Raw genomic sequence first — 25,883 nt, 5'->3', positions numbered from 1 at the left:
GGAGGCGCTTGAGCCGCCGCGCAAGCCGGGGTATGCCGTGTTCCGAAGGAGACCGACATGCCCCAGTTTCTGTCCACCACGGACCCCGACTTCGAGACCCGCTTTGCCACCATTTTGACGATGAAGCGCGAAGACAGCCCCGATGTGGATGACATCGTGGCCGGGATCATTGCCGACGTGCGGGCGCGAGGCGATCTGGCGGTGTTGGAACTGACGTCCAAGTTTGATCGGCTGGACCTCACGCCCGAGACGATGCGTTTTTCGGATGACGAGATCGCAGGGTATTGCGCGCAGGTCTCACCAGCCGACAAAGCCGCCTTGGAACTCGCCGCCGAGCGTATCCGCGCCTATCACGTCCGTCAAATGCCGGAAAATGCGCTCTGGACCGACCCGGACGGGGCCACTTTAGGCTGGCGCTGGTCGGCCGTATCTGCGGCGGGGCTTTATGTGCCCGGCGGCGTGGCCTCTTACCCGTCTTCGGTCTTGATGAATGCGATCCCCGCGAAAGTTGCGGGTGTGCCGCGTCTGTGCATCACCGTGCCAACCCCCGATGGCGTTGTGAACCCCTTGGTCCTGATGGCGGCGCGTATTGCGGGTGTTGACGAAATTTACCGGATCGGCGGCGCGCAAGCGATTGCAGCGCTGGCTTACGGGACCAAAACCATTCCCCCCGTCGATAAAATCACCGGGCCGGGCAATGCCTTTGTCGCGGCCGCCAAACGCCGGGTGTTCGGCAAGGTTGGCATCGACATGATCGCCGGTCCCTCTGAAATCTTGGTGATCGCAGACAAGCACAACGATCCCGACTGGATCGCGGTCGATTTGCTATCGCAAGCCGAGCATGACGAAAGCGCGCAGGCGATCCTGATCACAGATGACGCCAAATTCGCCCAATCCGTCACAGCAGCCGTTGAAAAGCGGCTTGAAACCTTGGAACGGCGTAAGATTGCGGGCAAGTCATGGGAGGATTTCGGCGTGGTGATCACCACCCGCGATTTGGATGAGGCCGCTCAACTCTCTGATCGCTTTGCCCCCGAACACCTCGAACTTTGCGTCGAAGACCCGGATGCTCTGTCCGCCAAAGTCACCCATGCCGGGGCAATTTTCCTAGGCGCTTTCACTCCAGAAGCCATTGGCGACTATGTTGGCGGGCCAAATCACGTCCTGCCCACGGCGCGTTCGGCGCGGTTTTCGTCGGGATTGTCGGTTTTGGACTTTCTCAAACGGACAACCTTGGCCAAGATGTCTCCAGCCGCTTTGGCGGCGATTGGCCCGGCGGCGGTACGATTGGCGACATCTGAAAGCCTTGAGGCGCACGGATTGTCAGTGCAAGCGCGGCTTGATCGGTTGAATGAGGGTGGCAATGAGTAAACTTTTATCTGTTGAGATTGACGAGGCTGGGCTTGCCCCACCGACGCCTGAGATCGAACAAGAGCGTAAAGTTGCGATTTTCGACCTGTTGGAAGACAACAGCTTTGCCCTCCCCGCACGCGATGATCGCACAGTGCCCGCAGGTCCGTTCAACTTGCTTTTGGCCATTCGCGAACGCCGTCTGGTGTTTGATCTGACCTCAGAGAGCGGTGATAAAGCTGCGGAATTTCACCTCTCACTTGGCCCGTTTCGGCAGGTGGTCAAAGATTATTTCCAAATCTGTGAAAGCTATTTCGACGCGGTCAAAAAGATGCCCCCCAGCCAGATCGAGGCCATCGACATGGCCCGGCGCGGCATTCACAACGAAGGTGCGCGGGTGTTGCAAGAGCGGCTTGAGGGCAAGGCCGAGGTCGACATCGACACAGCCCGGCGGCTCTTCACCCTGATTTGTGTTTTGCATTGGGGATAGGCAGCATGGCGACAGACCTCCCGCATTCGGTTTTGTTCTGTTGCGATCACAACGCGGTCCGCTCGCCTATGGCGGAGGGGTTGATGAAGAAGTTTTACCCCGGATTGATCTATGTCCAATCGGCAGGCGTGCATTCCGATCTTGAGGTCGATGGGTTTTCCGTTGCGGTCTGTGATGAAATCGGGGTCGAACTGCACCGCCACCGGGCCCGGTCTTTCGATGACCTTAAAGACTGGGGCGATGACATTTCCTCCTATGACCTTGTGATCGCACTGTCTCCGGCCTCTCAGAGGCAAGCACTTGAACTTACAAGATTTTATCATCTGGACGTCGAATATTGGCCGATCATGGACCCCACTGGAATCGGTGAAACCCGTGAGGCCAAACTCGACGCCTACCGCCAAGCTCGCGATCAAATCTCGGCCAGAATGCTGGCCCGGTTTGGTCCGTCCCAATCATCTTAAAGGACTTCAAATGTCTGCTGCACAAGACGCCACACTTGCGCTTTTGACCCGTTATTACGCCGCCTTTGCCGCGCAGGATCACGCCGCGATGCTTGATTGCCTGACCGACGATGTGGTGCATCACATCAACCAAGGCGAGGCCGAGACCGGCAAAGCGGCCTTTGCGGCATTTCTTGACGTGATGGACACCGCCTATTCCGAACGCCTTGTAGATATGGTGCTGTTTGCCTCTGAGGACGGCACGCGCGCCGCAGCAGAGTTCCGGGTTTTGGGCACATATCTCAAGACCGCGGAGGGCTATCCAGAGGCACATGGGCAGGCCTACGACTTACCTGCGGGCGCGTTTTTCAGCCTGAAAGATGGGAAAATCGCCCGGATTTCCGTCTATTACAATGCCGCCGATTGGGTCGCACAAGTGTCATGAGCCTGACCTACCGCACCCTGCGCGGGCCGGATGTGACGACCGCTTTGGATGATTTGGCGCAGCTGCGGATCACGGTGTTTCGCGACTGGCCCTATCTTTATGACGGATCGCTGGCCTACGAGCGCAGCTATCTGGCCAGCTATGTGGACAATCCCCGCGCGGTTTTAGTCGCGGCGTTCGACGGTGATCGTTTGGTCGGGGCCTCCACCGGATCGCCCTTGTTGGATCACGCCGATGATTTCGCAAAGGCCTTTGCCACCAGTGAACTGTCCTTTGATCAGGTGTTCTATTGCGCCGAATCTGTGCTTTTGGACGGCTACCGTGGCCAAGGCGCGGGGCACAGGTTCTTTGACGCCCGCGAATCCCATGCCCGCGATCTGGGCTATGCCACTTCGGCTTTTTGTTCAGTGATCCGCCCAGATAATCACCCGCTGCGCCCCAAAGATACGCGCAGCCATGACACGTTTTGGCGCGGACGCGGCTATGCGCCTTTGCCCGGAGTTGTGGCGGAATTTAACTGGAAGGATGTGGATCAGGCGCAGTCGACGCAAAAGCGCCTGCAATTTTGGGGGAAAGCCCTATGAGATTGATCGCCGCAACATGGACTCCCGTCTGGCATGACGCACCGGACCTTTGGCTGGACCGCTACCGCGCAGCCTTAGCTGAGGTCAAAGCCGATCGTGACACATTGGTGATCTTCCCCGAATATGCCGCATTGGAAGCGGCGTTTTATGGCGGTGTGTCATTGGATGCACAGGATTGGATGCGCCGGGGCGCGGATCATTTTGCACGCTATTGCGACGGCATCAGGACGCTGGTCGCAGAGACCGGAGCGACAATTTTGGGCGGATCGGGCTTTGCTGACTCCGGCAACACAGTCGTGAACCGCGCGCTGTTTTGCGCCCCCGAAGGCGAAGTCTTCGTCGAAAAACACATGCCCACCCCCTATGAGCGCGCCCTCAAGATGGCTGCGGGCCGCCCCGGCCCGGTGATCGACACGCGCTTTGGCAAAATCGCCGTGTTGATCTGTTATGACAGTGAATTTCCGCTCTTGGCGCGCCGATATGTCGAGGCAGGCGCGGAGATCCTTTTGGTCCCGTCCTGTACCGACACCGAACAGGGGGCGAGACGGGTTGAGATCGGCTGTCGCGCGCGGGCGCTTGAGGGGCAGGTTTTGGTTGCGATGGCGCCCCTCGTTGGCGAGGTCACGCGATGCGAGGTGATCGACGTCAATCTGGGTCAGGCACGGGTGTTTTGTGCTCCCGACCTTGGTGCCCCGATGATGGCGTTTTGGCCCATGGTCCGCGCAATGTGCCGGGCTTTGCCATTTTGGATGGGCTTGAGCTCCGACTCGGTGCCGGGCGCAAAGACACGCATGTCAGTGTCCCAGACCACTGGCCGGAGAGCGAATCCATCGCTTTGACGTGGGATTGTACCCCCCTTGTGCTGAAATAACGCGAAATCCACCTTGAAAAGCGGCTGTTAAAGGCGCATTTACTGCGTCGCCCGTATACTGACGGGTGAAACAACTATGGAGTGAACATGGCCAAGGAAGAAATGCTCGAATTTCCCGGTGTCGTTAAGGAACTCCTGCCGAACGCGACATTCCTGGTCGAGCTGGAAAACGGCCATACGATCATCGCTCACACGGCAGGCAAAATGCGCAAGAACCGCATCCGCGTTCTCGCAGGCGACAAAGTTCAGGTCGAAATGACCCCCTACGATCTGACCAAGGGTCGGATCAATTACCGTTTCCGTTAAACGCGGGTTCAACGGGTCCCCTATGAAACTGATCCTCGGTTCAGCCAGCCCGCGCCGGAAAGAGCTTCTGGCGCAGCTGGGACTTGTCCCCTTTGACGTGCGTTCCCCCGACATCAACGAAGACCCGCATCCTGCCGAATTGCCGCGCCCCTATTGCGCGCGCATGGCCCGAGAAAAAGCGATGGCGGTGCCACGGGCCGAGGACGAAATCGTCCTGTGCGCCGACACCACTGTGGCCCTTGGGCGGCGGATCATGGGCAAACCCGTGGATGAAAAAGAATGTGCCGAATTTCTTTTGGCCATGTCTGGGCGGCGTCACAAAGTGATTACCGCTGTGGCGGTGGCCTATGGCGATCGCGTATGGGAGGCCGATGTGGTCACCACCGTGAAAATGAAACGCCTGTCTGATGTCGAATTGAACAGCTACCTCAACAGCAATGATTGGCGCGGCAAAGCGGGTGGCTATGGCATTCAGGGGCCCGCCGGCGCGTTTATTCCTTGGATTCAGGGCAGCTATTCGGCCGTGATGGGCCTGCCCGTGGCAGAAACCGCAACCCTTTTGATGACGGCGGGCTATCCCGTTTATGGAGACCCGCGATGATTGGCAGTGTGATTGCGCTTGGCGAGATCAACGGACAAAAGGCCGCCGCATGGATTGTGGACGGTCGGTTGGAAGACCTGATCGTCGATGCGGGCGAAGACGCCCCTCCTGCTCCCGGTGCGATTTTTCGCGCCAAAGGCGGTCGGTCTTTAAAAGGCATGGGCGGTGCATTGTTGGACCTGCCGAATGGCGAACAGGCCTATCTGCGGGGCAACAAGGGCCTCAAACCCGGCGCGCCGATGTTGGTCCAAGTCAGCCATATTGCCGAACCCGGCAAGGCCGTGCCGGTGCTGACGCGGCTGTTGTTCAAATCGAAATATGCGATCATCACGCCGGAGGCCCCCGGCCTGAACATCTCGCGCCAAATCTCGGATGACGAGGCGCTGATCCGGCTGCATGAACTGGCCTCCGAGGGCATGGATGGTGCGGATGAGACGCTTGGCTTGATCCTGCGCTCTGCCTGTGAAGGTGCCGTGGACGAGGCCGTTGCCGAAGACATCTCTGCCATGCGCGCGCTGGCCGAGGCCGTTCTGGCGGACCTGCCCGGCGCGCCCGAATTGCTGGTCGATGGGCCGGATGCCTGGGAGGTCGCTTGGCGGGATTGGCCCGAGGCTGACGTGTTGGACGACAGCGAACAGGCGCTCGACAATCACGGCGTACATGAATTGATTGACGCAGCACTTGACCCACGCGTCCCGCTCAAATCCGGCGCGTCGGCCTATATCGAACCGACCCGCGCTCTGGTCGCGATTGACGTGAACACCGGCGGCGACTTCTCTCCTGCGGCGGGCACCAAAGCCAATATCGCTCTTGCCCGCGACTTGCCGCGGCAACTTCGCCTGCGCGGATTGGCCGGGCAGATCACCATTGATTTGGCCCCGATGCCTAAAAAAGACCGTCTGCCATTTGAGCAAGCCCTCAAAGCCGCATTCAAATCCGATGGCAATGACACGGTTTTGGCCGGATGGACCCCGCTGGGCCATTTCGAAATCCAAAAGAAACGCACCCGCGTGCCGCTGACACAGGTGCTCGCATGAGCTGTCCGATCTGCAAAGGCGAGGCGGTCACCAAATACCGCCCGTTTTGCTCCAAACGCTGCGCCGACATCGACCTTGGCCGCTGGATGAATGGCACCTATACCGTCCCCTCAGGGCGCGAGGAAGACCCCGAAGAAATTGCCGAAGCCTTGGACGAGATGCTGCGGACTTCTGAGGCGAATGAGGCCAAAAAGCATCACTCATAATGCTTCCCATCTTCGCGCTGAGGCAGGGATATCGCGAGGTCTGAGCCGCTGCTCCGCCTTGCGCGCACAGAGAGCAAAATCCCAAAGATAGTTTTTTAAAGAGACGCTTTAGAAACTTCACTTTCCCTCTGGACAGTCCCGCCCCCTCCGACTAGAAACCCGCTACCCGAACGACACGTCGTTCTCCGGTGCCCGGGTAGCTCAGGGGTAGAGCAGTGGATTGAAAATCCTCGTGTCGGTGGTTCGATTCCGCCCCTGGGCACCATTAATTCTAAAAATATCAATGAGTTGGAGAAGTGGTTCCTGTTGTGCGTTCTTGCCCGTGCCTTGCTGGGTATCATTGGGGTAGCAATTAGCGCCAAAGGTCTACCTACCGAACTCAGTAGGTAAGATGACAAGGCATGCGCCGCAACGGAAGCCGATGATAAGATGGGCGGACAAGCCGCGTCAGGGACAAATTTAGGTGGCATGTGTCGTGTCAAGGCAATTTGCAGCGACATACCCGTGTGTGTGTCTTGCAGCTATTCACTATTGGTGCGCAGACCGTGGGGGCTTCGCTTGCTGTGAATCAGGTGAAATGATGTAGTCGGCTAGAGCACTGAACTTTTGACTTGAACTGCCTGGGAGTGGACTTTTGACTTGACCGAGATACAAAATCGGATTTCAGTTTTCGGGGTTTAGCTCGTCACTGAAATTATCTGCGAAGGCATTTTTTCTTATGCCACAGGTAGAGGGATGTCTTGAAGCTGCAACATTGCGAAATTCTAGAAGATTGCTTGAGGTGATTTGCATTGTCGCTTGACGCTATTAAACAAGAGATTGAAGGCTTTCTCTCGACAGACATTCCGGAGGTGTTGTGTATCACTGGGAAGTGGGGTGTCGGAAAGACACATGCGTGGAGGACGTTTCTTGCGTCTTCAGCCCGTGAAGGCGGGGTAGGGTTGGAGCCATACTCGTATGTCTCGTTATTTGGAGCCAATTCTATCGAAGATGTTAAGTATTGCATATTCGAGAACACAGTAGAAAATATTGAAGCCAAGCCTGATGAAGCATCATTGGAGAAGCTCATTAAGAGCTCTCGCAATGCAAAGGTGCTGGAGAAACTCGGGAAGTTTGCTGCGACAATCTTCAATAGAGCAGATATTGGCGCCATGCTTTCGCGGTCTGCATTCATGTTGGTCCGTCGGCAAATAATTTGCCTTGATGACCTGGAGAGATCGGGTTCGGGACTTACTGCGAACGAGGTAATGGGTCTTGTCTCTCTGCTAAAAGAGGAACGGGAGTGCAAGGTGGTGATGCTCCTGAACGATGAGCAGTACTTACATAAGGACGATTTTGAGCTTCAGCTTGAGAAAGTAGCTGATCATCGCATTGACTTTGAACTCACGCCCGCTGAAGCTGCCGACATTGCCCTGTCAGCCGAAACGGCTTCATTCAGATTCTTGCGTAACAGAGTCGTTCAGCTGAAGATTACAAACATCCGGGTTATTAAGAAGATAGAGAAGCTTGCAGACAAAACAATTCAAGTGCTTAGTGGATGCCGTGACAACACAATGGATCGAGCAATCGCGACTGTAACACTCGCCGGATGGGCTGTACACGAACCGAAAAGCTCGCCGAGTTTGAGCTCACTTAAAGGTTACAGCCATATTACAGCGGCAATGGCAGAGTCTAGTAGGATGCGCCAATCGCCGCAGTTGAGACTCCGCGACCGGCTCGACGGCTACCCGTTCTACGGGTCAAACCCTTTGGATGTACAGCTTATCGATGCGGTGGAGACTGGGATCTGGCGAGGCGAAGATATCCTTCACGCCGCTCAGAAATTTGAGGAAGCTACTGAACAGGATGCAAGCAGTTTCGATCAGGTATGGGAAAAATTTTACAGCGGCCCTTTGGTGGAAGATGAAGGGATTTTTTTGAATGAGTTACTTTCCGCAGCAAAGGCGGAGGTCAATACAATTAATTCGGAAGATATTAACAATACGGTCAAGCTTCTGAGGGGTTGTGGTGTGGAGCAGGGATCCGACGAACTTATCGAGCTTTATATCTCGAAAAACGATGATCAGGGCCCCGAGTTTTTCAACTTATCTAACCACCATTTCTTGCCAGAGGACCTCGATAGTGGGCTTAAAGATGCACTCGATAAACAATTTAGGGAGTATCAGAAGAATAGAAACCCCATGTCGGCGGTAGTCGACGCTGCTAAGGGGGGAACATGGAAGTCTGAAGATGCAGAGCTTTTTGGTGAACTTGGCCTTCAGGAGGTCATGCGCATATTTGAATGCTTGCCGTCCGGACTGCTTAGGCCCGCTGTTGGCGTGTTGCGAGAGATGGGCCGTGATCATCCCGTCATACTGCAAGTGGTCGATGAAGCTTTGCAGAGCATAGCAAACAGCTCTAAACTACGAGCGGCACAACTAAAGGCGCTAGGTTGCCTCGATGCCGGTCCGCCCACAGCAGCCGTCGGGGTGGTCAGAAATGATTAGGCTTGGATTTATGGGAGCGTTACATTGGCAGTGAAACTTCGACTTGCAAGAAGAGGGGCGAAAAAAAGGCCGTTCTATTGGATTGTATCAGCTGATAGCAGAAGTCCCCGCGACGGAAAGTTCATTGAAAAGTTGGGTACCTATGATCCAATGTTGAAACCTTCGAATAGGGTTGAGTTGGATCTGGACCGTGTATCATTTTGGTTGGAGTGCGGGGCGCAACCAACCGACCGAGTTGCCCGCATTTTGGCTGATGCAGGCTTGATTAAGAAAAAGCAGCGATTTAACCCGCAAAAGGGTGCTCCTAAAAAGAGAGCTCAGGAAAAAGGCGGCGAGATCCGCGCAAATCCCTTTGTGAAACAAGCCGAACTTACAGACGCTGAGCTACAAGGAATAAAAAGCACTTTAGCTGGTTTGGTTAGGTAGCTAAGAATCAGGGCCTGCGGTCGCTCGATGAACGCCAAACGCTAGCCTAAGTATCTGAAGGCGTTTGATGTCAGCTTTTCGTATTACTTTCAGTATTCCTAGTATTTCGTTCGGTTCAAGGCCGGTTTTGTTGGCCAATATCTGTAAGTTTCCAATTTGAACTTGTTCGTTTGCCAGCGAAATAACGTCTGGAAGTGTAAAAAAAGTGTCAGGATCACTAATGGCATCATCTTCGATATCTGGCATGGTTGCCTCGCTGAAAAGGCCGCCTGATCTTACTTTCGGGGGCGCATCGAGCAAGATGCTTGGAGTGAGTGAAGGCTTTGATCCAGCGGAGCTATGTACAAGTCTAATTTTTGTCCGCTTCGCCATGTCTAGCCCCGAGCCGCCTCTAGCTTTCCAATAGGGTCGATTCTAGAAAGACTTAGATCTTTTGGATGAGGTCCCCGACCATATTCCCATGTGTCAAGTTTGCCTTTTGAGATGATAATTCTGAATCGAAAATAGGCTTTCTTATTGGACCAAATCCACGCTCCATCAATGGATCCGTGGTAGTCCGTTGGCGGGATCGGGTCTTCGAATATCATTCCAGTGTCAGCCACGAGGCCAGTTAAGTTAAACGGTGGAGGATTTTGCGTAACGAAATTCCAAATCAATCGATGGGCGCGATCAACGCACTGCCGTTCCTCAATGCTGAGCCTGCCAAATTGATAAACCGTTTCTTTGGGGCCAGCATTCTGCCGTATCTGATAATTCACTATTGTCCCTTACATTTCTATGAAAGGCTTGTGCTTATTCATTGTATCACGCACGCGCAGTTGCCACAAGATGTAGTCTGCTGACGTAGGTTAAACGATAAGTAGGGCGTTGCATAATTTTTGGTCGGTGCTTGCTTGCGAACAGTTTTCTAATGAATTTAAGACGAGAGCAACAGGACGCATATCGTCCGCTTGGGGGAGCACGCAGGATCGTACAGCAAAGACTTTCGACGCAAGGGGATGGGTATCATTGGGGTAGCATTTCAACCAGTACGTCTTGAGTTCTTGGTGGCTCGAGACATTTGGGCTCGGATCCTTCTAAGGGTAGCAAACGGGTGATCAGGCCAGGGCTGACGCAGCTTATCCCTTGGACCTGTCGCAGTTTGATGCCGCCCCTTTGATAGCATTTACTGCAACAAAGGAGACTGACTATGGGACTGAAACGGACGGACGAATTCCGCCAAGATGCGGTTCGTATCGCGCTGACCAGCGGGCTGACGCGTAAGCAGGTGGCCGATGACCTTGGCGTTGGGATGTCGACGCTGAACATTGAGCATGTGTGCGCCATTGGTTCGAGCGAACATGCGAAAGATCACGGCGCACAGAGACACAGATGTGGTGTCGAAAGAGGATTTAAGCCTCGCACAAGAGAATGACCGGCTTCGGCGCGAGGTTCGCATCCTCAAGGAGGAGCGGGACATCCTAAAAAAAGCAACGCAGTTCTTCGCGAGCCAAAAGCCGTGAGGTTTAGGTTCGTCGAAGAACACCGGGATGTGTTTCCGGCAGCGCGCCTGTGTCAGGTTATGGATGTCAGCATGCGCGGTTTGCGTGCGTTCCGCAGTCGGCCAGCCAGCCTCAGGCAGCGATCTGATATGGTGACGTTGGCGCATATCAAAGAACAGTCTCGTCTCAGCCTGGGCAGTTACGGTCGACCACGGATGACGGAGGAGCTGAAGGAAATTGGCTTGGATGTTGGGCACCGCCGCGTAGGCCGCTTGATGCGTCAGAACGGCATATCGGTCGTGCGAACACCTTCGTGTCTCGATGTGCTGTGATCCATTTGTTCAGCGTCGACATGCCAACGCCCAGATCATCAGCCACCTGCTTGCGCGTCAACCCACTGGTCAGCGCAATACGCACCGCATCTTGGCGAAATTCGTCCGTCCGTTTCAGTCCCATAGTCAGTCTCCTTTGTTCCAGTAAAGGCTATCAAAGGAGCGGCATCAAACCGTGACACGTCCAACGAGCGCAGATAATCAATTAAAGAACCTATATTCCCGTCAAAAACAGGCTTCCTGTATCTGGTGGCGATCATGGATTGGGCGACCAGTAAGGTTTTGACCTGGCGGCTATCGAATACGATGCATGCCGACTTCTGCGTAGAAGCGCTGAAGGATGCCATCGGAAAGTTCGGACCGCCTGAGATCATGAACACAGATCAAGGTTCCCAGTTCACCGGATCGGCCTGGATCACAACCCTGACCGAGGCCGGGGTGTGCATCTCGATGGATGGGCGCGGTCGATGCATGGACAACATATTCATCGAACGGCTGTGGCGGTCACTGAAGCAGGAGGCCGTTTACCTGCATGAAATTACCGACGGTTTCCAAGCAAAACGGATCATTGATAACTGGATAGGGTTCTACAGCAGCGAACGGCCTCACACCGCTCTCGACAAACGCTCGCCAGACGCGGCATACTTCGGCCAAAGTGAAACACGAAAAGCGGCATGAACACACACCAGATGCATCTTAGCCAAGCCGCAAAACTGTCCTAAAATGCAGGACCGCTTCAGTTGGATCGAGCCAGTCGGGCTGGATGAACAGCCCCAACCTCGGATCGTAATACCGCGCGTTGAGGTTGAAGCGGGATCAGGAAAGGCTCCGGGGGAGCGTTTCCCCAGCTGAACAGGCCCGCGTCGGCGTCATAGCGTTCGCAGGTGTTGCCCTTGGTCTCGTCGGCACGGGTGAGGCTGAGCATCTCGTCAAAAGCCTCACCAAAGGGCGCGTAGGTGGAGGTTTTGACGAGGCTGCCATTTGCGGCGGTGATCAGTTTGACCGAGCCGAACTGGTCCTTGTGCAGGTAGTGCACCGACTCTGCGGATATGGCCTATGCGCTGATCGACCTCGGGGTGGAGCCGTTTGTTGTGAAAGACGTGCTGCGCGGGGTGTTGGCACAGGAGTTGGAGATTGTGGCCTGTGAGGGGAGTGGGGCGAAGGGGCGGCGGTTGCGGGCTAATCTAATGAGCAACGCAGCTCTCTCTTTGTGATATGCGCATCTCCGGAGTTCCGCTAATCTGGTGTAGGAAACATCAATTCATGTAGATCGTATTCAAAATCTGCGCCATGTTCACTGCTTGAGATCAAGAGCTCATCATCACCTTTAACTATGGTCAAGCGGACATCTGCACCGCGCAGGTCTTCACTAAGAAGAGATGCGCCATCGAGAGCAGCTAATGTAGAGAAAAGAGAGGCCTCTGCAATATACTCCATCAGTAGCTGGCAAGTCTGTTGTTGTTCCTCATCTAGTGAAGAGTACCATTTGGATAGCCTGACAAGCTGTGACGCAGGCTTTCTACCCGGCGGATTGCGAAGAGTTTCCTCATAGGTGTCCACTAAGCGATCAACGCTTTCGTGGCGTAAGTCCATAGCGAAGCGCTCTCTAGTATATTGCATTTTCATCTCCCTCTATCCCTTTGGTCTCGCCGCGTCTCTGGATATTTATCTTTACTTTTGTCAATCACCTCCTGAATAGATGAATTCGGTGCGTTCGTTTCATTCCGAAGATCACGCGCGTCTTGTGCCAATTGATCTCGAGCAGTTGCTGCTGGCGCGTTCCCTCGAGCACGTTGAGCCGCCGTTACCGCAGCATGCTCACTCTTCGGCAATTCTATCGCCGGAGCAGAGCCATAATCGTACCCCTCAACCAGCTCCCCCATCTTAGCCTGTTGCCCTACGTGGTGATGTTCTAGATTGTCTCCAACTTGGGCGCTTGATTTGAGGTCATTATATTCACCAACATCGTAAGTCTCTACGGGCTTCTTGGGTATGCGGCAATTGTGGACCCAGACCCCATCTCGCCCGACAAAGAAAGTCTCAGTTTGAGTGACGGAGAGGTTGTAAGCCGTGAGCGGTTTATCCACGATCTCGACGGCAAGAACCTCTCGCAATGTTCCATCCGGTCCACGCAGATGATTTCCGGGGCGTAGGTGGGCTGCATCAACCCAAGCACCCCCTTTGATCGGCCCTTCATATACATGCCCCTCGGACGCTTGCGGAGTCAAACGGAGTTCGCCATCAGCAAAAACCACGAAGAACGGGTGGATCGTGTTGGAGGTGATCTGCTCGTTCCCGGCCTCACCCGCGTAGGTGATGTACACGGTCTTGTCATAGCTGTTGGAATATTGGTCCAACACGGTCTGATAGCTGGTCTCACCCGAGACGGGGTCGCCAGACAGAACCGACATGCCTGGACGAATATTCTGGATTTGAAACAAGCCCTCCTGTGTCGCCACAAGCGTCGCGCCGTCGAAAGAGCATTGCTTGAGAAGCTTCGCGGCTCCTTTTCCAACCGTGGCACCAACAACCGCATCAATTGCCACAGTCTTTGCCAACTGGCCTGCGGTCATTTCTCCGTTCGCAAGCGCTTTCACGGTTTGGTAAGTGTCATAGGCAGCGATTGCGACACTGGCCACTTTGTAGACGGCAATCGCGGCGAACCAGAACGCATTCCCCTTCGGATCGCGCAAATTCACCGGATCATTCGCGGAATACGCATACCTGTTCAACCCAACCCCCGGCTGCGTTGGATCGAGCCAATCGGGTTGGATGAACAGCCCCAACCTCGGATCGTAATACCGCGCGTTGAGGTTGAAGCGGGATCAGGAAAGGCTCCGGGGGAGCGTTTCCCCAGCTGAACAGGCCCGCGTCGGCGTCATAGCGTTCGCAGGTGTTGCCCTTGGTCTCGTCGGCACGGGTGAGGCTGAGCATCTCGTCAAAAGCCTCACCAAAGGGCGCGTAGGTGGAGGTTTTGACGAGGCTGCCGTCTGCGGCGGTGATCAGTTTGACCGAGCCGAGTTGATCCTTGTGCAGGTATTCCACCGCCCCGTTCACCCGGCGCACGTCCGCGATTGAAACGTCACAGTTCCGATGCCTTGAATTTGAGAAAAGTTTCACAATTTTTGAGCAGTTTTTTAGAGGCAAAAATAAATATGCAGACATAAGTTATCGCCATAAGGCAGGAGCAAGCAAGCATAAGGAAGCTATCCGACCACAAACCTCCTTCAACCTTCACCATAATTGCAGCACAGGTCCAACCAACGATAAAGTATAGCATCGCCTCTGCAAAATAGGCAGCGGGCTGTACGCGTAGTTTAGGGGTCTTCTCATCCGTAATATAGGCAGTGTGACGGCTCAAACGGAGAAGGAACATTTCAAATGAAACTGAGTGGATGTGCTGGCGCAACATATGATTGAGCTGTACGTTACCTACCCCCAACAACCGTGGATCAATATCCCTCAGTGGTATTGAATACCTTCCCAAGATACAATTTACTTTGCACTTAACCCGCAAGAAACGACTTCTCATTTATCGTTCTCTCTCATCATCTTGCTTCTGCTCTTGTCGCTTCGCTTTTGAACTTGTTGGAGATGTGTCCGACATCTGTATCTCGTGTTTTTCAAGACCCAATACAGTGGAATCAACCTTGACGTCAGCGTTCAGGCCATGTCCTCCAGCAACCCCTAACGAAACACCATAGATATCGTTATCTGAAGCCGATATATTCCCGGTCATTCCCAGAACAGTAAGCCCTATTTCAGCAGAGGTTCCAGCCATTGCTTCAACGGTAGAAGGAGTATCGCCAAGTCCCGCAGATACTCCCATTGTAACGGAAGCAGTTACACCTGTATCAGCGCTCACAATTACTTCTTCTAACGGCGTTAGCGATTCATCTGCTGCTTGAAGTGCTGTACGGGCAGTCACTTTGGGGCTGACAACAAACCCAGTTTGAAGTTCCAGATTTCCGTTTTCGTTGAAGTGGAGAGAAACTGCAACATCAACAGAAATGCCTGCTCCATAGCCAGCTAACGATGCATCTAAGTCAAACCCACCGAATACTGACGCATTCCCGCCCGGATCCTTTAGATTCACAGGATCATTAGCGGAATAGGCGAACCTGTTCAGCCCCACACCCGGCTGCGTTGGATCGAGCCAGTCGGGTTGGATGAACAGCCCCAACCTCGGATCGTAATACCGCGCGTTGAGGTTGAAGCGGGATCAGGAAAGGCTCCGGGGGAGCGTTTCCCCAGCTGAACAGGCCTGCGTCGGCGTCAAAACGCTCGCCGATGAAGCCCTTAGTCTCACCTGCCGCAGTGAGGCTGAGCATCTCGTCAAAAGCCTCACCAAACGGCGCGTATTCCACCGCCCCGTTCACCCGGCGCGCGTCCGCGTTTGATTGATCTCGGGGTGGAGCTTTTCGTTGTGAAAGACGTGCTGCGTGGGGTGCTGTCTTAGGAGTTGAAGATTGTGACTTGTGACGGGTGTGCGGCGGAGGGGCGACGGTTGCGGTCAAATACTCCTTCGCGCGGCGCACTAAATATCTGACAATAATTTCACCACCTCATACTCCCCTGCAAGATAGTAACCACAATCCTTAGTTACTGCGAAATCAAATTTCCCCACGTCATCCCCATCGAGCAGCAGACTAATGCCAGTTACTTGAGTTCCCAGATCTTGCCAGTTCTCGACATTTGGCTCCGCCAGTATAGAAATTTCTATTCTGTTCAAAACATCAGAACGCACTTCAACTAGAGATGAATATTTCCCATCTGGGCCGTACAATTGCCAAATATTGTAGGTGGTTAGCGCTTCAACCGCTTCATCTCTCATTGGCTCAGAGCCAGAACACACCAAAGTATATCCTTTGATCACATCTCCATTTAGTGAGAAAACGACCAGAGCAGACAAAAACGATCCCAAAAGAAAGCCGCCGATTGCGTATAAAGCCTTCATCAATGAGGTACCTTCCAGCTGTAAGAAAACAGGACTTCACCTGTGTAGTTTTGTTCAAAGGCCGCCATCGGCGTTTGACCATTCGGAGAGACAATATCCGCAACAGTATCTGTCGCCTCAACAACGGCTCTTGCAACGGCAACCGCTGCGTTCAACTTCTTCCCGCGATTCGGGTTTGAATTAAAATCAAAGGGCTCTGAAACTCCCGCAAGGTTGCCTATGGCAAGAGCATTTCCCTTTGGGTCCACTGTAACGGAAACGGTGCCCTTAAGTAAGACAGCACCTGCCGTCAGCTCACGCCAACTGGAAGCCAGACCCACTGTAATATCTTTCATCCCACCGCCATTCATCGCAAGAGCTGCCAGTGTGCCTATCTCTACAGAGCCGTCAGCCTTCTTAGGTCTGTTTAGCATGGTCGACAATGACATGGTATTTGCCAGCCCTTGATCTAGGTTTGCATTGTCCGCAATAGATTCATAACCGGGCTCGCCAGATCCACTCATGTAGTGAAGCAGTCCAAGTGCAACATTCCCCGCATAATATGCGCCTTCTGGCGGGGCCGTTGCGTTGATATCAACCACAAGCTTCCCATCAGGCGCTTTATCACGAGATACATTGCACTGTTCTCTGCAATCCCCGGATGTTGTCGCCTCGTTCCCCTTCGGATCGCGCAAATTCACCGGATCATTTGCGGAGTAGCTGTACCTGTTCAGCCCGACGCCTAGCTGCGTCGGATCGAGCCAATCTGGCTGAATGAACAGCCCCAACCTTGGGTCGTAGTACCGCGCGTTGAGGTATTGCAGCCCTGCGTCGGCATCAAAACGCTCGCCGATGAAGCCCTTGGTCTCATCGGCCGCAGTGAGGCTGAGCATCTCGTCAAAAGCCTCACCAAACGGCGCGTAGGTGGAGGTTTTGACGAGGCTGCCATTTGCTGCGGTGATCAGTTTGACCGAGCCGAGCTGGTCTTTGTGCAGGTATTCCACCGCCCCGTTCACCCGGCGCGCGTTGGGGTGTTGGTAGGTGAGAATGGCTTCGCCTTCGCCCCAGCCGCATTAAAAACCACCGATTTCCCCAAGCTGATCGTTCGAGCAGCTCCGCACCCTCGTTTGAGGTTGGAATTGTGCAAACGTCTTAACCGCCCATTGCTCCATCTCTTTGTGGAAATCGGTGATATATTGTCCTTCTCTTAGACCGTTTTCTGTAGGCCCTAGGCCATGAGTACATGCTGTATGGACAGTTAAACTGCTTAGCCCGCTTGGTCTGACATAGATGCCAACATCCGTGGCGCAAGCTTTCCCTCTCTGTTCAGGAAAACGGCAAACCACATGGCTCTCCCGTTCAATGCAAGTGCCGCCAATTTCAGGCATTTCTTCAAGAAGAGACGTTCGCCCGTAACTATATATTTTATCTGCTTCCCCAGAACTATCGAACATGATCCGTGAGTGAAGATCAGACCTCGCTAAGCACCCAGTTAAAAGGAAGAGAAAGAGCGCCCCAGAAATCCTAGTCAACCCCATCAATCTGCCCTCTAAAAGCCCCAAGGCTGTGATTTGCAAGTGGATTCCAGCCGGACACACTTTCATAATAAAGACGACGGCCTGGGGAAACCATAACTGGCCATTTTGGCGACACGATCGAAGCGCCATTCAAAGCCCCCAAAGGATCGCCAAGAAGCCGATGTGTTACAATGTTCGTATTTTTCCCCGCGCGGCCGCCATATACTATCGATTTAAAATTTGAAGACAAATGCAATCCTGCTGGGTCAAATGCATGAGCGTATCTGCGGTCTTTGCTTGGAAAGGACAGTGCTGCACCATTTACATCTCCAAAAGAGATAAAACGAACAGTGTATGGGTGACATTCGGAAACTCTCTCACTCTGCCGCGCTGCGCGTCTTCTTGCCACTTCGTGCAAAAAGACATGTTTCACGGCTGGATCAGCGTTAACCCCATTGAAACACTGCTTCAAATAGACGAGTCTGAGAAGAAATTCCCCCAAACAGTCACCGGCAGGCACCACATGTACGCGTATGACGAGACACTCACGATTCACGGCATAAAAGTAGCCTTTGTTCCCAATATCATCACCCCAACGATCGAAAAGCCCATGCGAAAGGGCAAATACGAGAAGGGGGAGGTCGAGATCATGCGGGCCATTTTGCAGCCCGGAGATCGACTTTTGGAGCTTGGGGCCGGTGTCGGCGTGGTGTCGAGCGTCGCGGCCACTGTCGAGGGCGTCGAGGCGGTTTTGTCGATCGAGGCCGACCCAAACCTTGTCCCGATGATCAAAGAAACATGGCGGCTCAATGGCATTGAAACCACGGAGTTGCGCAACGGCGTGGCGATGGCAAAAACCGGCGATCCGGTGAAATTTTACATCCGCGACAATTACTGGGCCAGTTCAATGGAACCGGACTCGCGTCCTTATGCACGCATCGAAGAGGTGCCCTCGGCGGGCATGGACACGCTGTTCCAAGAGTTCCGCCCCACCGTGTTGTCCTGTGACATCGAAGGCGGGGAGCTTGGGCTTTTGGACGAGGTGGATCTGTCGGGCCTGCGCCATATCGTGATGGAAGTGCATCCAAAGGTCTATGGCCAAGAGGGGCTGCGCAAGATCGTCGACATGCTTGGGGAAAAAGGGTTTTTACCCTCCCCTGACACCAAACCGGACTCGTCGGTCAAACGTTTTGATCGTGTCTTGGTCGCGGGGCAAATGATCGAAGGCGCGATTCTGCCGCGGCGGCCATATCGGCCTTGGGGGGCTGAGGCCCCGCGCGTCCTGATCCCAACCTGTATGAAAAACGAAGGCCCCTTTATCCTCGAATGGATCGCGTGGCATCGTGCCATTGGGGTCACCGACTTTTTAGTGTTCACCAATGATTGCACCGACGGCACCGACAAGCTGCTCGATCGGCTTGATGACATGGGGATTGTGCGGCATATGGCCAATCCGGCGCTGGGATCGGATGCGACGAATTTCCAACCCGTGGCTCTGCGCTATTTGCACTACACTCGCGAAATGCGGGAGGTCGATTACGTCATTTCCATGGATGTGGACGAGTTTATCAACATCCGCGTCGGCGAGGGTCGGCTCGAGGATCTGTTTGCCGCCACTGGGGAGTTCGACGTTCTGTCGATGTCCGAAATCAATCACGGGTCCAACAACAAGCTGGCCTATGAACGGACATGGGTGACCGAAGCCTATCCGGGTCACCAGTCCACCACACCGGGCAAACAGAAAGCGCACCGGGGCGTCAAAAGTATCACCCGCCTCAGCCCCCGCATCAACGCGATCCGCAACCATCGCCCGGATATTTCGCAAGACTTTGGGCAGACGATTTGGCGCGATGGATCGGGACGCACACGCCCCGGCTTCCTCAAAGATCCGGAGATGAATGGGTGGGATTGTCGCGGTGCCTATGATCTTGTGTCTCTGGACCATTTCCCGCTGCGCTCGCTCGAATGTTTCTTGGTGAAAATGCATCGCGGAGACGTGGTCGTGGCCGACAAGAGCGTGTCCAATCGCTATTGGCGCACCCGCAACAACCAAGGCGAAACCACCTCTGACCTCACCCGGTTCGGCGCGCTGGCCCGCAAGGAATACGACCGCCTTTTGTCCGATCCGATACTGGCAGACCTTCACGAAGCCTGCTGCGCTGCGCATGAGGCGCGGATCGCATCACTGGCTGGCGTCGAAGAATTTGAAGAGCGCAAGAAATGGATTTTCAGCGAAGCCTGGGGCGGAGAGATCCCCGACGCCTATCGTGATCCCTCGAAAGAGGCCGCAGAATAGCCGCCGCTCAAAAGAGATCCGCACGGCATGCGACTTGAACCAAAACGGTTTGCTGGGCATAATGGCGTCAACGACCGGAAAACCGGCGGTAACGAAAGAGGCAGTATGAGCACCCAACTCCCCCGGGCGATGTCGTCGATGGCAGAAGACCTGCGCGAAAAAATCATTTCCGACCCGGATATGATTTTGGACGATCTGGACGTGATGCGTGCGCTCATCGCCGCCAACGAACGCACCTCAGGTGACAATATTGTGGATTTGCGTGGCATTGCCATGGAGCGGCTCGAAGATCGGCTGGACCGTTTGGAAGACACCCATCGCGGCGTGATTGCCGCCGCCTATGAAAACCTTGCCGGCACCAATCAAATCCATCGCGCCGTGCTTCGCCTGATGGAACCTTCTGATTTCAAAGAATTTCTCTCCGTTCTATCTGGGGATGTGTCCAACACACTGCGGCTTGATGCCGTGCGGCTTTTGTTGGAGACCAAGGTCGAGGACGCCGATCCCACGGTCAAGAAACTGGGCAATGTGTTGATCACCGCCGAACCGGGCTTCATTGACACCTACATCACCTTTGGCCGCAACATCCCGGTGCGCCCCGTCACCCTACGGCAAGTGTCGCCCGAGGCGGACATAATTTACGGTGCCTCGGCGGGTTACATCCATTCCGAAGCCTTGATGAAACTCGACCTCGGCGCAGGCCGCCTGCCCGGCCTGTTGATTTTCGGGTCTGAAGACCCGCATATGTTCCGCCCGGCGCAGGGCACGGATTTGCTGAATTTTTTCTCCGGCGTGTTTGAACGCATGATGCGCCGCTGGCTGGGATGAGCCTCGCGCTCACAGAGGGGATGCGGGCCACGCTTTCCGACTGGCTTGACCGTGAACGCGCGCTCAAAAACGCCTCTGAGCACACGATCACGGCCTATGCCCATGATGTCACCGGCTGGCTGGCATTTTTGGCCAATCATCTGGGCGAGGGCTTTGGTCCCGCCCGCCTCAGCACACTGACATTAACCGATATGCGCGCGTGGATGGCGCATGAGCGCGGGCGTGGCGTGGCCCCTCGCTCACTGGCGCGCGCGCTGTCTGCGGTGAAAACCTTCACCCGCTTTTTGGCCGAACGCGACGGCTTTGATGCCACCGCGATCCTGTCCACCCGCTCCCCGAAATTCCAACGCAAACTGCCCCGCCCCTTGACCGTTGAGGCGGCGCAGTCGTTGCTCTCGACGGTCGAGGTGCAATCCGATGAGCCATGGATCGCCGCGCGTGATGTGGCAGTGGTGACCTTGCTGTACGGCTGTGGCTTGCGGATTTCCGAGGCGCTGTCGCTCACCGGCGGAGATGTGCCCGTGGGTGAGGTGATCCGCATCATCGGCAAGGGCAACAAAGAGCGCATTGTGCCGGTGTTGCCTGTCGCGCGGCGTGCGGTTGCGGAATATGTCCGGCTTTGCCCCCATGAATTGGAGCCAAAAGCACCTCTGTTTCGCGGTAAACGTGGCGGGGCGCTCAATCCGCGTTTGATTTCAAAAGTCACTGAGGCCGCGCGGATGCAGCTTGGCCTGCCCTCAAGTGTCACGCCCCACGCGATGCGCCACTCTTTTGCGACCCATTTGCTGACCGCAGGCGGGGATTTGCGGGCGATTCAAGAGCTATTGGGCCATGCCTCACTATCCACAACTCAGGCGTATACGGCGGTGGACACAGCGCGTCTGTTGCAAGTGTACGAGGCCGCCCATCCGCGGGCAAAAATCGGATCGTCTTGACCCGCTTCCACCTTTTGTTCATCTCCTTCGTCTTAGACTGAATGACAGTTCAGACCACAGACTGTCACAGCAAAAGGAGAGGGTACATGACAGACAAAGTGCCGACGTTTTTCTCCAAGGGCCCCACCGGATCAGGCACGCCGCCTTTGACAAAAAGCGGGCCAGATTTGCGCGAAGTGGCCGTGGTCAGTCGTATCACCCAAGAAGATTTCTTGGCCCAACTGTCCCGCGCTTTGGCCGATTATGACGGTGATGGAGATGGACTTTTGACCGAGGAAGAATGGCGATGGGTTGAGGACGGCTTGAAAGACGCGGGGTAAACACCTTCGTCAACGTCTCCAATGAAGCGTATGCCGCAATGAAAAACCTACTTTCTTCCCTTGAGGCCTAACTGGCCTTAAAGACTTCCCTGCAAAGGTCTTGGGCGAGCGCCATTTTGCCAACAAGGCCACGAGCGATACAAATCAAAAAGGGCACCCAATCGAGTGCCCTTTTAAAAGATTTAGAGAAACGCTTTAGCCCAGCGCCTCATCACAGCGGCCACAAACGCCAGCATGGTTGTGCCTGCCAACGTCGGGCAGAATTTTCCAACAGCGCTGGCATTTCTCGCCCTCGGCCTTTTCAAACACAACCCCAACCCCTTCAACCTCGCCAAGGCGGAACGCCTCAGACGGGGCAGCATCTTGGGTCAGCGTCAGCGCGGATGTGATGCACAGATCGGCAAAATCAATGGATTTGAGTGCGGCAAGCACGCTCGCATCCTCGACATGCACGGTGGGTGCCGCCTCCAGAGATGCGCCAATCACCTTGTCTTGGCGTTGGATTTCCAAGGCGGCGGTGACGACACGGCGCGCTTTGCGGATGTCGGCCCATTTCGCCGCCAAATCGCCATCCAACCAGCCTGAGGTGGTTTCCGGAAAATCGACCATATGCACAGAACTGTCCGCACCCGGGAAACGCTCCAACCAGACCTCTTCCATGGTGAAAGTCAGGATTGGGGCAAGCCATGTGGTCAGGCGATGATAGAGGATGTCCAACACGGTGCGCGCGGCACGACGGCGCGCAGAATCGCCATCGCAATACAGCGCATCTTTGCGGATGTCGAAATAGAAGGCCGAGAGATCGACGGTGGCAAAGTTGAACACGGCCGTCCAAACCCCGGAGAAATCAAAGGTCCGGTAGCCTTCGCGCACGGTTTGATCGAGTTCCGCCAAACGGTGCAGCACCCAACGCTCAAGCTCCGGCATATCCGCCACATCGACGCGATCCGCCTCGGTGAAATCAGCCAATGAGCCCAACATATAGCGCATGGTGTTGCGCAAACGGCGGTAGCTGTCGGCCACCCCTTTGAGGATTTCCGGCCCGATCCGTTGGTCAGCGGTGTAATCCGCCTGCGCCACCCAAAGGCGCAAAATATCGGCGCCGTATTGTTTGACGATGGTCTCAGGCACAATGGTGTTGCCCAAGGATTTGGACATTTTCATGCCCTTCTCATCAAGCGTAAACCCATGCGTCACAACGTTTTTATAGGGCGCGCGACCTTTGGTACCACAGGCCTGCAACAAGGACGAATGGAACCAGCCGCGGTGTTGATCGGTGCCTTCCATATAGACATCAGCGATGCCATCGGGCGTGCCATCTTCGCGGTCGCGCAGCACGAACGCATGGGTGGAGCCAGAGTCGAACCACACATCCAAGACGTCGAACACTTGCTCATAGGCATCGGGGTCGATTGGGTCTTGCGTCGAAGGATCAACGATGCCCTCAAACATCTTGTCCTTGAACCCGTCCTCATACCAAACATCCGCGCCGCTTGCATCAAACGCGGCTTTGATCCGGGCGTTCAGATCAGCGTTTTTCAACAGGAAATCACCGTCGGTCGGCAGCGCCCCTTTTTTGGTGAAACAGGTCAGCGGCACACCCCAAGCCCGTTGACGCGAGAGCACCCAGTCCGGGCGGCTTTCGATCATCGAATAGAGGCGATTGCGGCCCGTTTGCGGTGTCCATTTGACCAGCTCGTCGATGGAGCGCAGCGCGCGTTCGCGGATGCTATCGCCGTATTCGCCCATGCCATCGTCAAGCTTACGATCGACAGAGGCGAACCATTGCGGCGTGTTGCGGAAGATGATCGGAGCCTTTGAGCGCCACGAATGTGGGTAAGAGTGGGTCACACGCCCGCGCGCAATGATGCCGCCCGCCTCAACGAGTTTCGCAATCACGGCCCCGTTGGCTTTGCCCTCTTTGCCCTTTTGATCGAACACGGTCAGCCCGGCAAAGAACGGCACATGCGGTAGGAATTCGGATTCTTCACCCACGTTATGGGTCATCCGGTCAATCCAGTTGCGTTTGACGAAACACTCGTAGTCGTCGGCCCCATGGCTCGGCGCGGTGTGGACAAAGCCCGTCCCGGCATCGTCAGTGACGTGATCGCCGTCGATCATCGGCACATCGTAGTCCCAGAAGCCACCCGCACCGTCGAGACCGGCAAACGGGTGGACAAGGGTCGCGTTAAACAGCACTCTGTGTGGAACATCGCGAACCCGCTCGTACATACCTTCTTGAAGACGAGATTTCTCGAACATGTCGCGAGCAAGGTTGTCTGCTACAATGTAACGATCACCTTTCTTTACCCAACATTCTTCAGGTGTATCTGTAGCTATGTATTCACCATAAGAAATTTTATTACTGTACGCGACAGCTTTGTTCGACGGGATAGTCCAAGGCGTCGTAGTCCAGATTACAACCTTGGCCCCTTTAAACGATTGCCAATCATCTTGGGTTTGTTGCCATTGCTTCAAACCCTTTTCCAAATTTTCTTGCCCGACTATCACCTTACCATGGTTCGCGGCATTCTCATCTATAGCTACAACCTTAAACGGCACCCAAACCGTATGCGACTTATGATCGTGATACTCGATCTCGGCCTCGGCCAGCGCGGTTTTTTCAACCGGCGACCACATCACGGGCTTCGAGCCTTGGTACAGCGTGCCATTCATCAAGAACTTCATGAATTCGTCGGCAATCACCGCCTCGGCATGAAAATTCATCGTCAAATAGGGATCGTCCCAGTTGCCATAGACGCCCAAACGTTTGAATTCTTCGCGCTGGATGTTCACCCACTCGTCGGCAAAGGCGCGGCATTCCTGGCGGAAATCCACCACAGGCACGTCATCCTTGTTCTTGCCCTTTTGGCGGTATTTTTCCTCGATCTTCCACTCAATCGGCAGACCGTGACAATCCCAACCCGGCACATAGCGTGCGTCAAAGCCCATCATTTGATGCGAGCGCGTGATGATGTCTTTGATGGTTTTGTTCAACGCATGGCCAATGTGCAAATGCCCGTTGGCATAGGGAGGGCCATCGTGGAGCACAAAAGCGGGGCGACCCTCGGCTTTGCCCTTTCCACGCAGGCGTTGATAGAGGCCCATCTCCTCCCAGCGCGCCAACCAATCGGGTTCGCGTTTGGGCAATCCTGCGCGCATCGGAAAGTCGGTTTTGGGCAGGTTGAGCGTGTCTTTATACTCAGGCGTGGTCGTCTCGGAACACATATTGAAAGTCCTTGGGGGAATGGCATGGATCATAGGGGCGATCGAAGGGCGGCGCGGGTCACCATACGCCTTGTCCCGGCGGCTCAGTGGATCAGAGCGCCGGGCTACTAATTCGAATAATCAGAGCAGCCATGAATGTCATATCCGCCTTATAGGCGGGGGGCGGCGCTTGGGCAAGTACACTTGCCTGCGCCTTTGCCGCATTGCAGCTCGCGCCAAAGTCGCGCAGGGTTGGCGGGCTTTTATACAGAGGTCCCTATGTCCGCTCCAACGTCCGAAACACGCTCCGCCTTGCCCCCGAAATTCGACATCTCGCATGACGATATGGATCGCGTTTTGGCGCGATTTTACGCCAATGTGCGTCGCCACCCCGAGCTGGGCGCAGTGTTTGGTGCGCATGTCAAAGACTGGCCCGCGCATGAAGAAAAAATCGGACGCTTTTGGCGCAATGCGATCCTGCATGAACGGCAATATGACGGGTTTCCCCAACGGGTGCATTTGATGGCTCCTGAGGTGAAAGAGCATCATTTTGCCCTCTGGCTCGGCCTGTTTGACGAGGCACTCAGCGCTGAACTGGACGCAGAAACAGCGGCAAAATGGTCCGAAATTGCTCACCGCATCGGCCGGGCGTTTCGCATGGGGATTGCGCAACGCGACCAACCAAAAGACGCGCCCCCCAAGCTTTTTTAATAAAACCGTTTGAAAACGGGCCCATATCCGCCATACCGCGCTGAACCAAGGCAAAACGACGGACCCAAGCGACGG

General features: G+C 55.0%; 27 protein-coding genes, 1 tRNA gene and 4 pseudogenes. 21 read left to right on the top strand and 11 right to left on the bottom strand.

What is annotated here, in order from left to right:
- The first annotated feature begins 57 nt into the window (after positions 1-57).
- From hisD to rpsP, 13 genes are all read left to right on the top strand, one after another.
- A complete protein-coding gene (gene hisD / locus DA792_RS19570) occupies positions 58-1,371 on the top strand; it encodes a histidinol dehydrogenase (RefSeq protein ID WP_107722237.1) in 1,314 nt (437 codons plus the stop codon).
- Positions 1,364-1,840 carry a UPF0262 family protein gene (locus tag DA792_RS19565; protein ID WP_107722235.1) on the top strand — a complete coding sequence of 159 codons (477 nt, stop codon included), beginning with the start codon at positions 1,364-1,366 and terminating at the stop codon, positions 1,838-1,840. Before hisD ends, DA792_RS19565 begins: the two co-directional genes overlap by 8 nt.
- Positions 1,841-1,845: 5 nt before the next feature.
- Positions 1,846-2,304, top strand: coding sequence for an arsenate-mycothiol transferase ArsC (locus tag DA792_RS19560; protein ID WP_107722233.1), 459 nt, complete (start codon positions 1,846-1,848; stop codon positions 2,302-2,304).
- A gap of 10 nt (positions 2,305-2,314) precedes the next feature.
- The gene (locus DA792_RS19555) at positions 2,315-2,728 is read left to right on the top strand and encodes a ketosteroid isomerase-related protein (RefSeq protein ID WP_107722231.1); all 414 of its coding nucleotides are present in this window, start codon (positions 2,315-2,317) and stop codon (positions 2,726-2,728) included.
- Positions 2,725-3,312 carry a GNAT family N-acetyltransferase gene (locus DA792_RS19550; RefSeq protein WP_107722229.1) on the top strand — a complete coding sequence of 196 codons (588 nt, stop codon included), beginning with the start codon at positions 2,725-2,727 and terminating at the stop codon, positions 3,310-3,312. The genes DA792_RS19555 and DA792_RS19550 overlap by 4 nt, the downstream gene beginning before the upstream one ends.
- Entirely contained in the window at positions 3,309-4,151 is an 843-nt protein-coding gene (locus tag DA792_RS19545; RefSeq protein ID WP_107722227.1) for a nitrilase-related carbon-nitrogen hydrolase, read from the top strand. Before DA792_RS19550 ends, DA792_RS19545 begins: the two co-directional genes overlap by 4 nt.
- Positions 4,152-4,270: 119 nt before the next feature.
- Complete coding sequence (gene infA / locus DA792_RS19540) at positions 4,271-4,489, top strand: translation initiation factor IF-1 (RefSeq protein WP_009573923.1); 219 nt, start codon at positions 4,271-4,273, stop codon at positions 4,487-4,489.
- A gap of 22 nt (positions 4,490-4,511) precedes the next feature.
- Positions 4,512-5,090: a Maf family protein gene (locus DA792_RS19535; RefSeq protein ID WP_107722225.1), complete on the top strand. Its 579-nt coding sequence runs from the start codon at positions 4,512-4,514 to the stop codon at positions 5,088-5,090.
- The gene (locus DA792_RS19530; protein ID WP_107722223.1) at positions 5,087-6,127 is read left to right on the top strand and encodes a ribonuclease E/G; all 1,041 of its coding nucleotides are present in this window, start codon (positions 5,087-5,089) and stop codon (positions 6,125-6,127) included. Before DA792_RS19535 ends, DA792_RS19530 begins: the two co-directional genes overlap by 4 nt.
- Positions 6,124-6,333: a DNA gyrase inhibitor YacG gene (locus DA792_RS19525; protein WP_107722221.1), complete on the top strand. Its 210-nt coding sequence runs from the start codon at positions 6,124-6,126 to the stop codon at positions 6,331-6,333. Before DA792_RS19530 ends, DA792_RS19525 begins: the two co-directional genes overlap by 4 nt.
- A 190-nt stretch (positions 6,334-6,523) precedes the next feature.
- Positions 6,524-6,598 (top strand) — tRNA-Phe (locus DA792_RS19520).
- Between the two features lie 526 nt (positions 6,599-7,124).
- A complete protein-coding gene (locus DA792_RS19515; protein ID WP_107722219.1) occupies positions 7,125-8,819 on the top strand; it encodes a hypothetical protein in 1,695 nt (564 codons plus the stop codon).
- A 24-nt stretch (positions 8,820-8,843) separates the two neighbouring features.
- Positions 8,844-9,245, top strand: a complete 402-nt coding sequence (rpsP, locus tag DA792_RS19510) for a 30S ribosomal protein S16 (RefSeq protein WP_107722217.1) — start codon at positions 8,844-8,846, stop codon at positions 9,243-9,245.
- Here rpsP and DA792_RS19505 read toward each other — a convergent pair whose 3' ends face one another.
- On the bottom strand, positions 9,246-9,491 hold the full coding sequence (locus DA792_RS19505) for a hypothetical protein (RefSeq protein ID WP_107722215.1): 246 nt from the start codon (positions 9,489-9,491) through the stop codon (positions 9,246-9,248).
- A 943-nt stretch (positions 9,492-10,434) separates the two neighbouring features.
- Here DA792_RS19505 and DA792_RS19500 point away from each other — a divergent pair.
- Positions 10,435-11,034 (top strand): annotated as a pseudogene (locus DA792_RS19500) (IS3 family transposase); the annotation flags it as partial.
- Here the strand turns inward: DA792_RS19500 and DA792_RS19495 are convergent.
- Positions 11,033-11,182 (bottom strand): annotated as a pseudogene (locus tag DA792_RS19495) (transposase); the annotation flags it as partial. The pseudogenes DA792_RS19500 and DA792_RS19495 sit on opposite strands and share 2 nt — an antisense overlap.
- 98 nt (positions 11,183-11,280) lie before the next feature.
- Here DA792_RS19495 and DA792_RS19490 point away from each other — a divergent pair.
- Positions 11,281-11,736, top strand: a pseudogene (locus DA792_RS19490) (transposase); the annotation flags it as partial.
- Between the two features lie 58 nt (positions 11,737-11,794).
- Here the strand turns inward: DA792_RS19490 and DA792_RS19485 are convergent.
- A complete protein-coding gene (locus DA792_RS19485; RefSeq protein WP_107722211.1) occupies positions 11,795-12,094 on the bottom strand; it encodes a hypothetical protein in 300 nt (99 codons plus the stop codon).
- Positions 12,095-12,107: 13 nt separating this feature from the next.
- Here DA792_RS19485 and DA792_RS22345 point away from each other — a divergent pair, with 13 nt between their 5' ends.
- Positions 12,108-12,272 (top strand): hypothetical protein, encoded by a 165-nt coding sequence (locus DA792_RS22345; RefSeq protein ID WP_159075336.1) that lies wholly within the window; start codon positions 12,108-12,110, stop codon positions 12,270-12,272.
- Positions 12,273-12,294: 22 nt separating this feature from the next.
- On the opposite strand, the gene DA792_RS19480 is transcribed toward DA792_RS22345, so the two are convergent.
- The 7 genes and pseudogenes from DA792_RS19480 to DA792_RS19450 all read right to left on the bottom strand — a co-directional run bounded on the left by DA792_RS19480 (position 12,295) and on the right by DA792_RS19450 (position 16,998).
- On the bottom strand, positions 12,295-12,684 hold the full coding sequence (locus DA792_RS19480) for a hypothetical protein (protein ID WP_107722209.1): 390 nt from the start codon (positions 12,682-12,684) through the stop codon (positions 12,295-12,297).
- Positions 12,681-13,844: a polymorphic toxin-type HINT domain-containing protein gene (locus DA792_RS19475; protein WP_107722206.1), complete on the bottom strand. Its 1,164-nt coding sequence runs from the start codon at positions 13,842-13,844 to the stop codon at positions 12,681-12,683. Before DA792_RS19475 ends, DA792_RS19480 begins: the two co-directional genes overlap by 4 nt.
- The gene (locus DA792_RS22340; RefSeq protein ID WP_159075335.1) at positions 13,762-14,124 is read right to left on the bottom strand and encodes a hypothetical protein; all 363 of its coding nucleotides are present in this window, start codon (positions 14,122-14,124) and stop codon (positions 13,762-13,764) included. The genes DA792_RS19475 and DA792_RS22340 overlap by 83 nt, the downstream gene beginning before the upstream one ends.
- A 16-nt stretch (positions 14,125-14,140) precedes the next feature.
- Complete coding sequence (locus DA792_RS19465; RefSeq protein ID WP_107722202.1) at positions 14,141-14,590, bottom strand: hypothetical protein; 450 nt, start codon at positions 14,588-14,590, stop codon at positions 14,141-14,143.
- A pseudogene (locus DA792_RS19460) lies at positions 14,591-15,259 on the bottom strand (RHS repeat-associated core domain-containing protein); the annotation flags it as partial. It abuts the gene before it with no gap.
- 336 nt (positions 15,260-15,595) lie between these two features.
- Positions 15,596-16,015 carry a hypothetical protein gene (locus tag DA792_RS19455; protein WP_159075334.1) on the bottom strand — a complete coding sequence of 140 codons (420 nt, stop codon included), beginning with the start codon at positions 16,013-16,015 and terminating at the stop codon, positions 15,596-15,598.
- Entirely contained in the window at positions 16,015-16,998 is a 984-nt protein-coding gene (locus DA792_RS19450) for an RHS repeat domain-containing protein (protein ID WP_107722198.1), read from the bottom strand. The genes DA792_RS19455 and DA792_RS19450 overlap by 1 nt, the downstream gene beginning before the upstream one ends.
- A gap of 1,162 nt (positions 16,999-18,160) precedes the next feature.
- Here DA792_RS19450 and DA792_RS19445 point away from each other — a divergent pair.
- From DA792_RS19445 to DA792_RS19430, 4 genes are all read left to right on the top strand, one after another.
- Positions 18,161-19,807 (top strand): FkbM family methyltransferase, encoded by a 1,647-nt coding sequence (locus DA792_RS19445; RefSeq protein ID WP_159075333.1) that lies wholly within the window; start codon positions 18,161-18,163, stop codon positions 19,805-19,807.
- Positions 19,808-19,912: 105 nt separating this feature from the next.
- Positions 19,913-20,635: a DUF484 family protein gene (locus tag DA792_RS19440; protein WP_254679320.1), complete on the top strand. Its 723-nt coding sequence runs from the start codon at positions 19,913-19,915 to the stop codon at positions 20,633-20,635.
- Entirely contained in the window at positions 20,632-21,570 is a 939-nt protein-coding gene (locus DA792_RS19435) for a tyrosine recombinase XerC (protein ID WP_107722194.1), read from the top strand. Before DA792_RS19440 ends, DA792_RS19435 begins: the two co-directional genes overlap by 4 nt.
- 86 nt (positions 21,571-21,656) lie before the next feature.
- Positions 21,657-21,890 carry a hypothetical protein gene (locus DA792_RS19430; protein WP_107722191.1) on the top strand — a complete coding sequence of 78 codons (234 nt, stop codon included), beginning with the start codon at positions 21,657-21,659 and terminating at the stop codon, positions 21,888-21,890.
- 195 nt (positions 21,891-22,085) lie between these two features.
- Here the strand turns inward: DA792_RS19430 and ileS are convergent, their stop codons facing one another.
- Positions 22,086-25,118, bottom strand: a complete 3,033-nt coding sequence (gene ileS / locus DA792_RS19425; protein WP_107722189.1) for an isoleucine--tRNA ligase — start codon at positions 25,116-25,118, stop codon at positions 22,086-22,088.
- Positions 25,119-25,376: 258 nt separating this feature from the next.
- Here ileS and DA792_RS19420 point away from each other — a divergent pair, with 258 nt between their 5' ends.
- On the top strand, positions 25,377-25,808 hold the full coding sequence (locus tag DA792_RS19420; protein ID WP_107722187.1) for a group III truncated hemoglobin: 432 nt from the start codon (positions 25,377-25,379) through the stop codon (positions 25,806-25,808).
- Positions 25,809-25,883 lie beyond the last annotated feature (75 nt).

This window comes from Celeribacter baekdonensis, from assembly GCF_003047105.1.
Classification (GTDB): Bacteria; Pseudomonadota; Alphaproteobacteria; order Rhodobacterales; family Rhodobacteraceae; genus Celeribacter; species Celeribacter baekdonensis_B.
Note: the sequence above shows the minus strand (reverse complement) of the source record. Positions and strands in the feature narration are given on the sequence as shown.

Coding starts and splice junctions, on each gene's coding strand:
- hisD (WP_107722237.1), top strand. CDS start 58: ATGCCCCAGTTTCTGTCCACCACGGACCCCGACTTCGAGACCCGCTTT.
- DA792_RS19565 (WP_107722235.1), top strand. CDS start 1,364: ATGAGTAAACTTTTATCTGTTGAGATTGACGAGGCTGGGCTTGCCCCA.
- DA792_RS19560 (WP_107722233.1), top strand. CDS start 1,846: ATGGCGACAGACCTCCCGCATTCGGTTTTGTTCTGTTGCGATCACAAC.
- DA792_RS19555 (WP_107722231.1), top strand. CDS start 2,315: ATGTCTGCTGCACAAGACGCCACACTTGCGCTTTTGACCCGTTATTAC.
- DA792_RS19550 (WP_107722229.1), top strand. CDS start 2,725: ATGAGCCTGACCTACCGCACCCTGCGCGGGCCGGATGTGACGACCGCT.
- DA792_RS19545 (WP_107722227.1), top strand. CDS start 3,309: ATGAGATTGATCGCCGCAACATGGACTCCCGTCTGGCATGACGCACCG.
- infA (WP_009573923.1), top strand. CDS start 4,271: ATGGCCAAGGAAGAAATGCTCGAATTTCCCGGTGTCGTTAAGGAACTC.
- DA792_RS19535 (WP_107722225.1), top strand. CDS start 4,512: ATGAAACTGATCCTCGGTTCAGCCAGCCCGCGCCGGAAAGAGCTTCTG.
- DA792_RS19530 (WP_107722223.1), top strand. CDS start 5,087: ATGATTGGCAGTGTGATTGCGCTTGGCGAGATCAACGGACAAAAGGCC.
- DA792_RS19525 (WP_107722221.1), top strand. CDS start 6,124: ATGAGCTGTCCGATCTGCAAAGGCGAGGCGGTCACCAAATACCGCCCG.
- DA792_RS19505 (WP_107722215.1), bottom strand. CDS start 9,491: ATGCCAGATATCGAAGATGATGCCATTAGTGATCCTGACACTTTTTTT.
- DA792_RS22345 (WP_159075336.1), top strand. CDS start 12,108: ATGGCCTATGCGCTGATCGACCTCGGGGTGGAGCCGTTTGTTGTGAAA.
- DA792_RS19480 (WP_107722209.1), bottom strand. CDS start 12,684: ATGAAAATGCAATATACTAGAGAGCGCTTCGCTATGGACTTACGCCAC.
- DA792_RS19465 (WP_107722202.1), bottom strand. CDS start 14,590: ATGAGAAGTCGTTTCTTGCGGGTTAAGTGCAAAGTAAATTGTATCTTG.
- DA792_RS19455 (WP_159075334.1), bottom strand. CDS start 16,015: ATGAAGGCTTTATACGCAATCGGCGGCTTTCTTTTGGGATCGTTTTTG.
- DA792_RS19445 (WP_159075333.1), top strand. CDS start 18,161: ATGCGGGCCATTTTGCAGCCCGGAGATCGACTTTTGGAGCTTGGGGCC.
- DA792_RS19440 (WP_254679320.1), top strand. CDS start 19,913: ATGAGCACCCAACTCCCCCGGGCGATGTCGTCGATGGCAGAAGACCTG.
- DA792_RS19435 (WP_107722194.1), top strand. CDS start 20,632: ATGAGCCTCGCGCTCACAGAGGGGATGCGGGCCACGCTTTCCGACTGG.
- DA792_RS19430 (WP_107722191.1), top strand. CDS start 21,657: ATGACAGACAAAGTGCCGACGTTTTTCTCCAAGGGCCCCACCGGATCA.
- ileS (WP_107722189.1), bottom strand. CDS start 25,118: ATGTGTTCCGAGACGACCACGCCTGAGTATAAAGACACGCTCAACCTG.
- DA792_RS19420 (WP_107722187.1), top strand. CDS start 25,377: ATGTCCGCTCCAACGTCCGAAACACGCTCCGCCTTGCCCCCGAAATTC.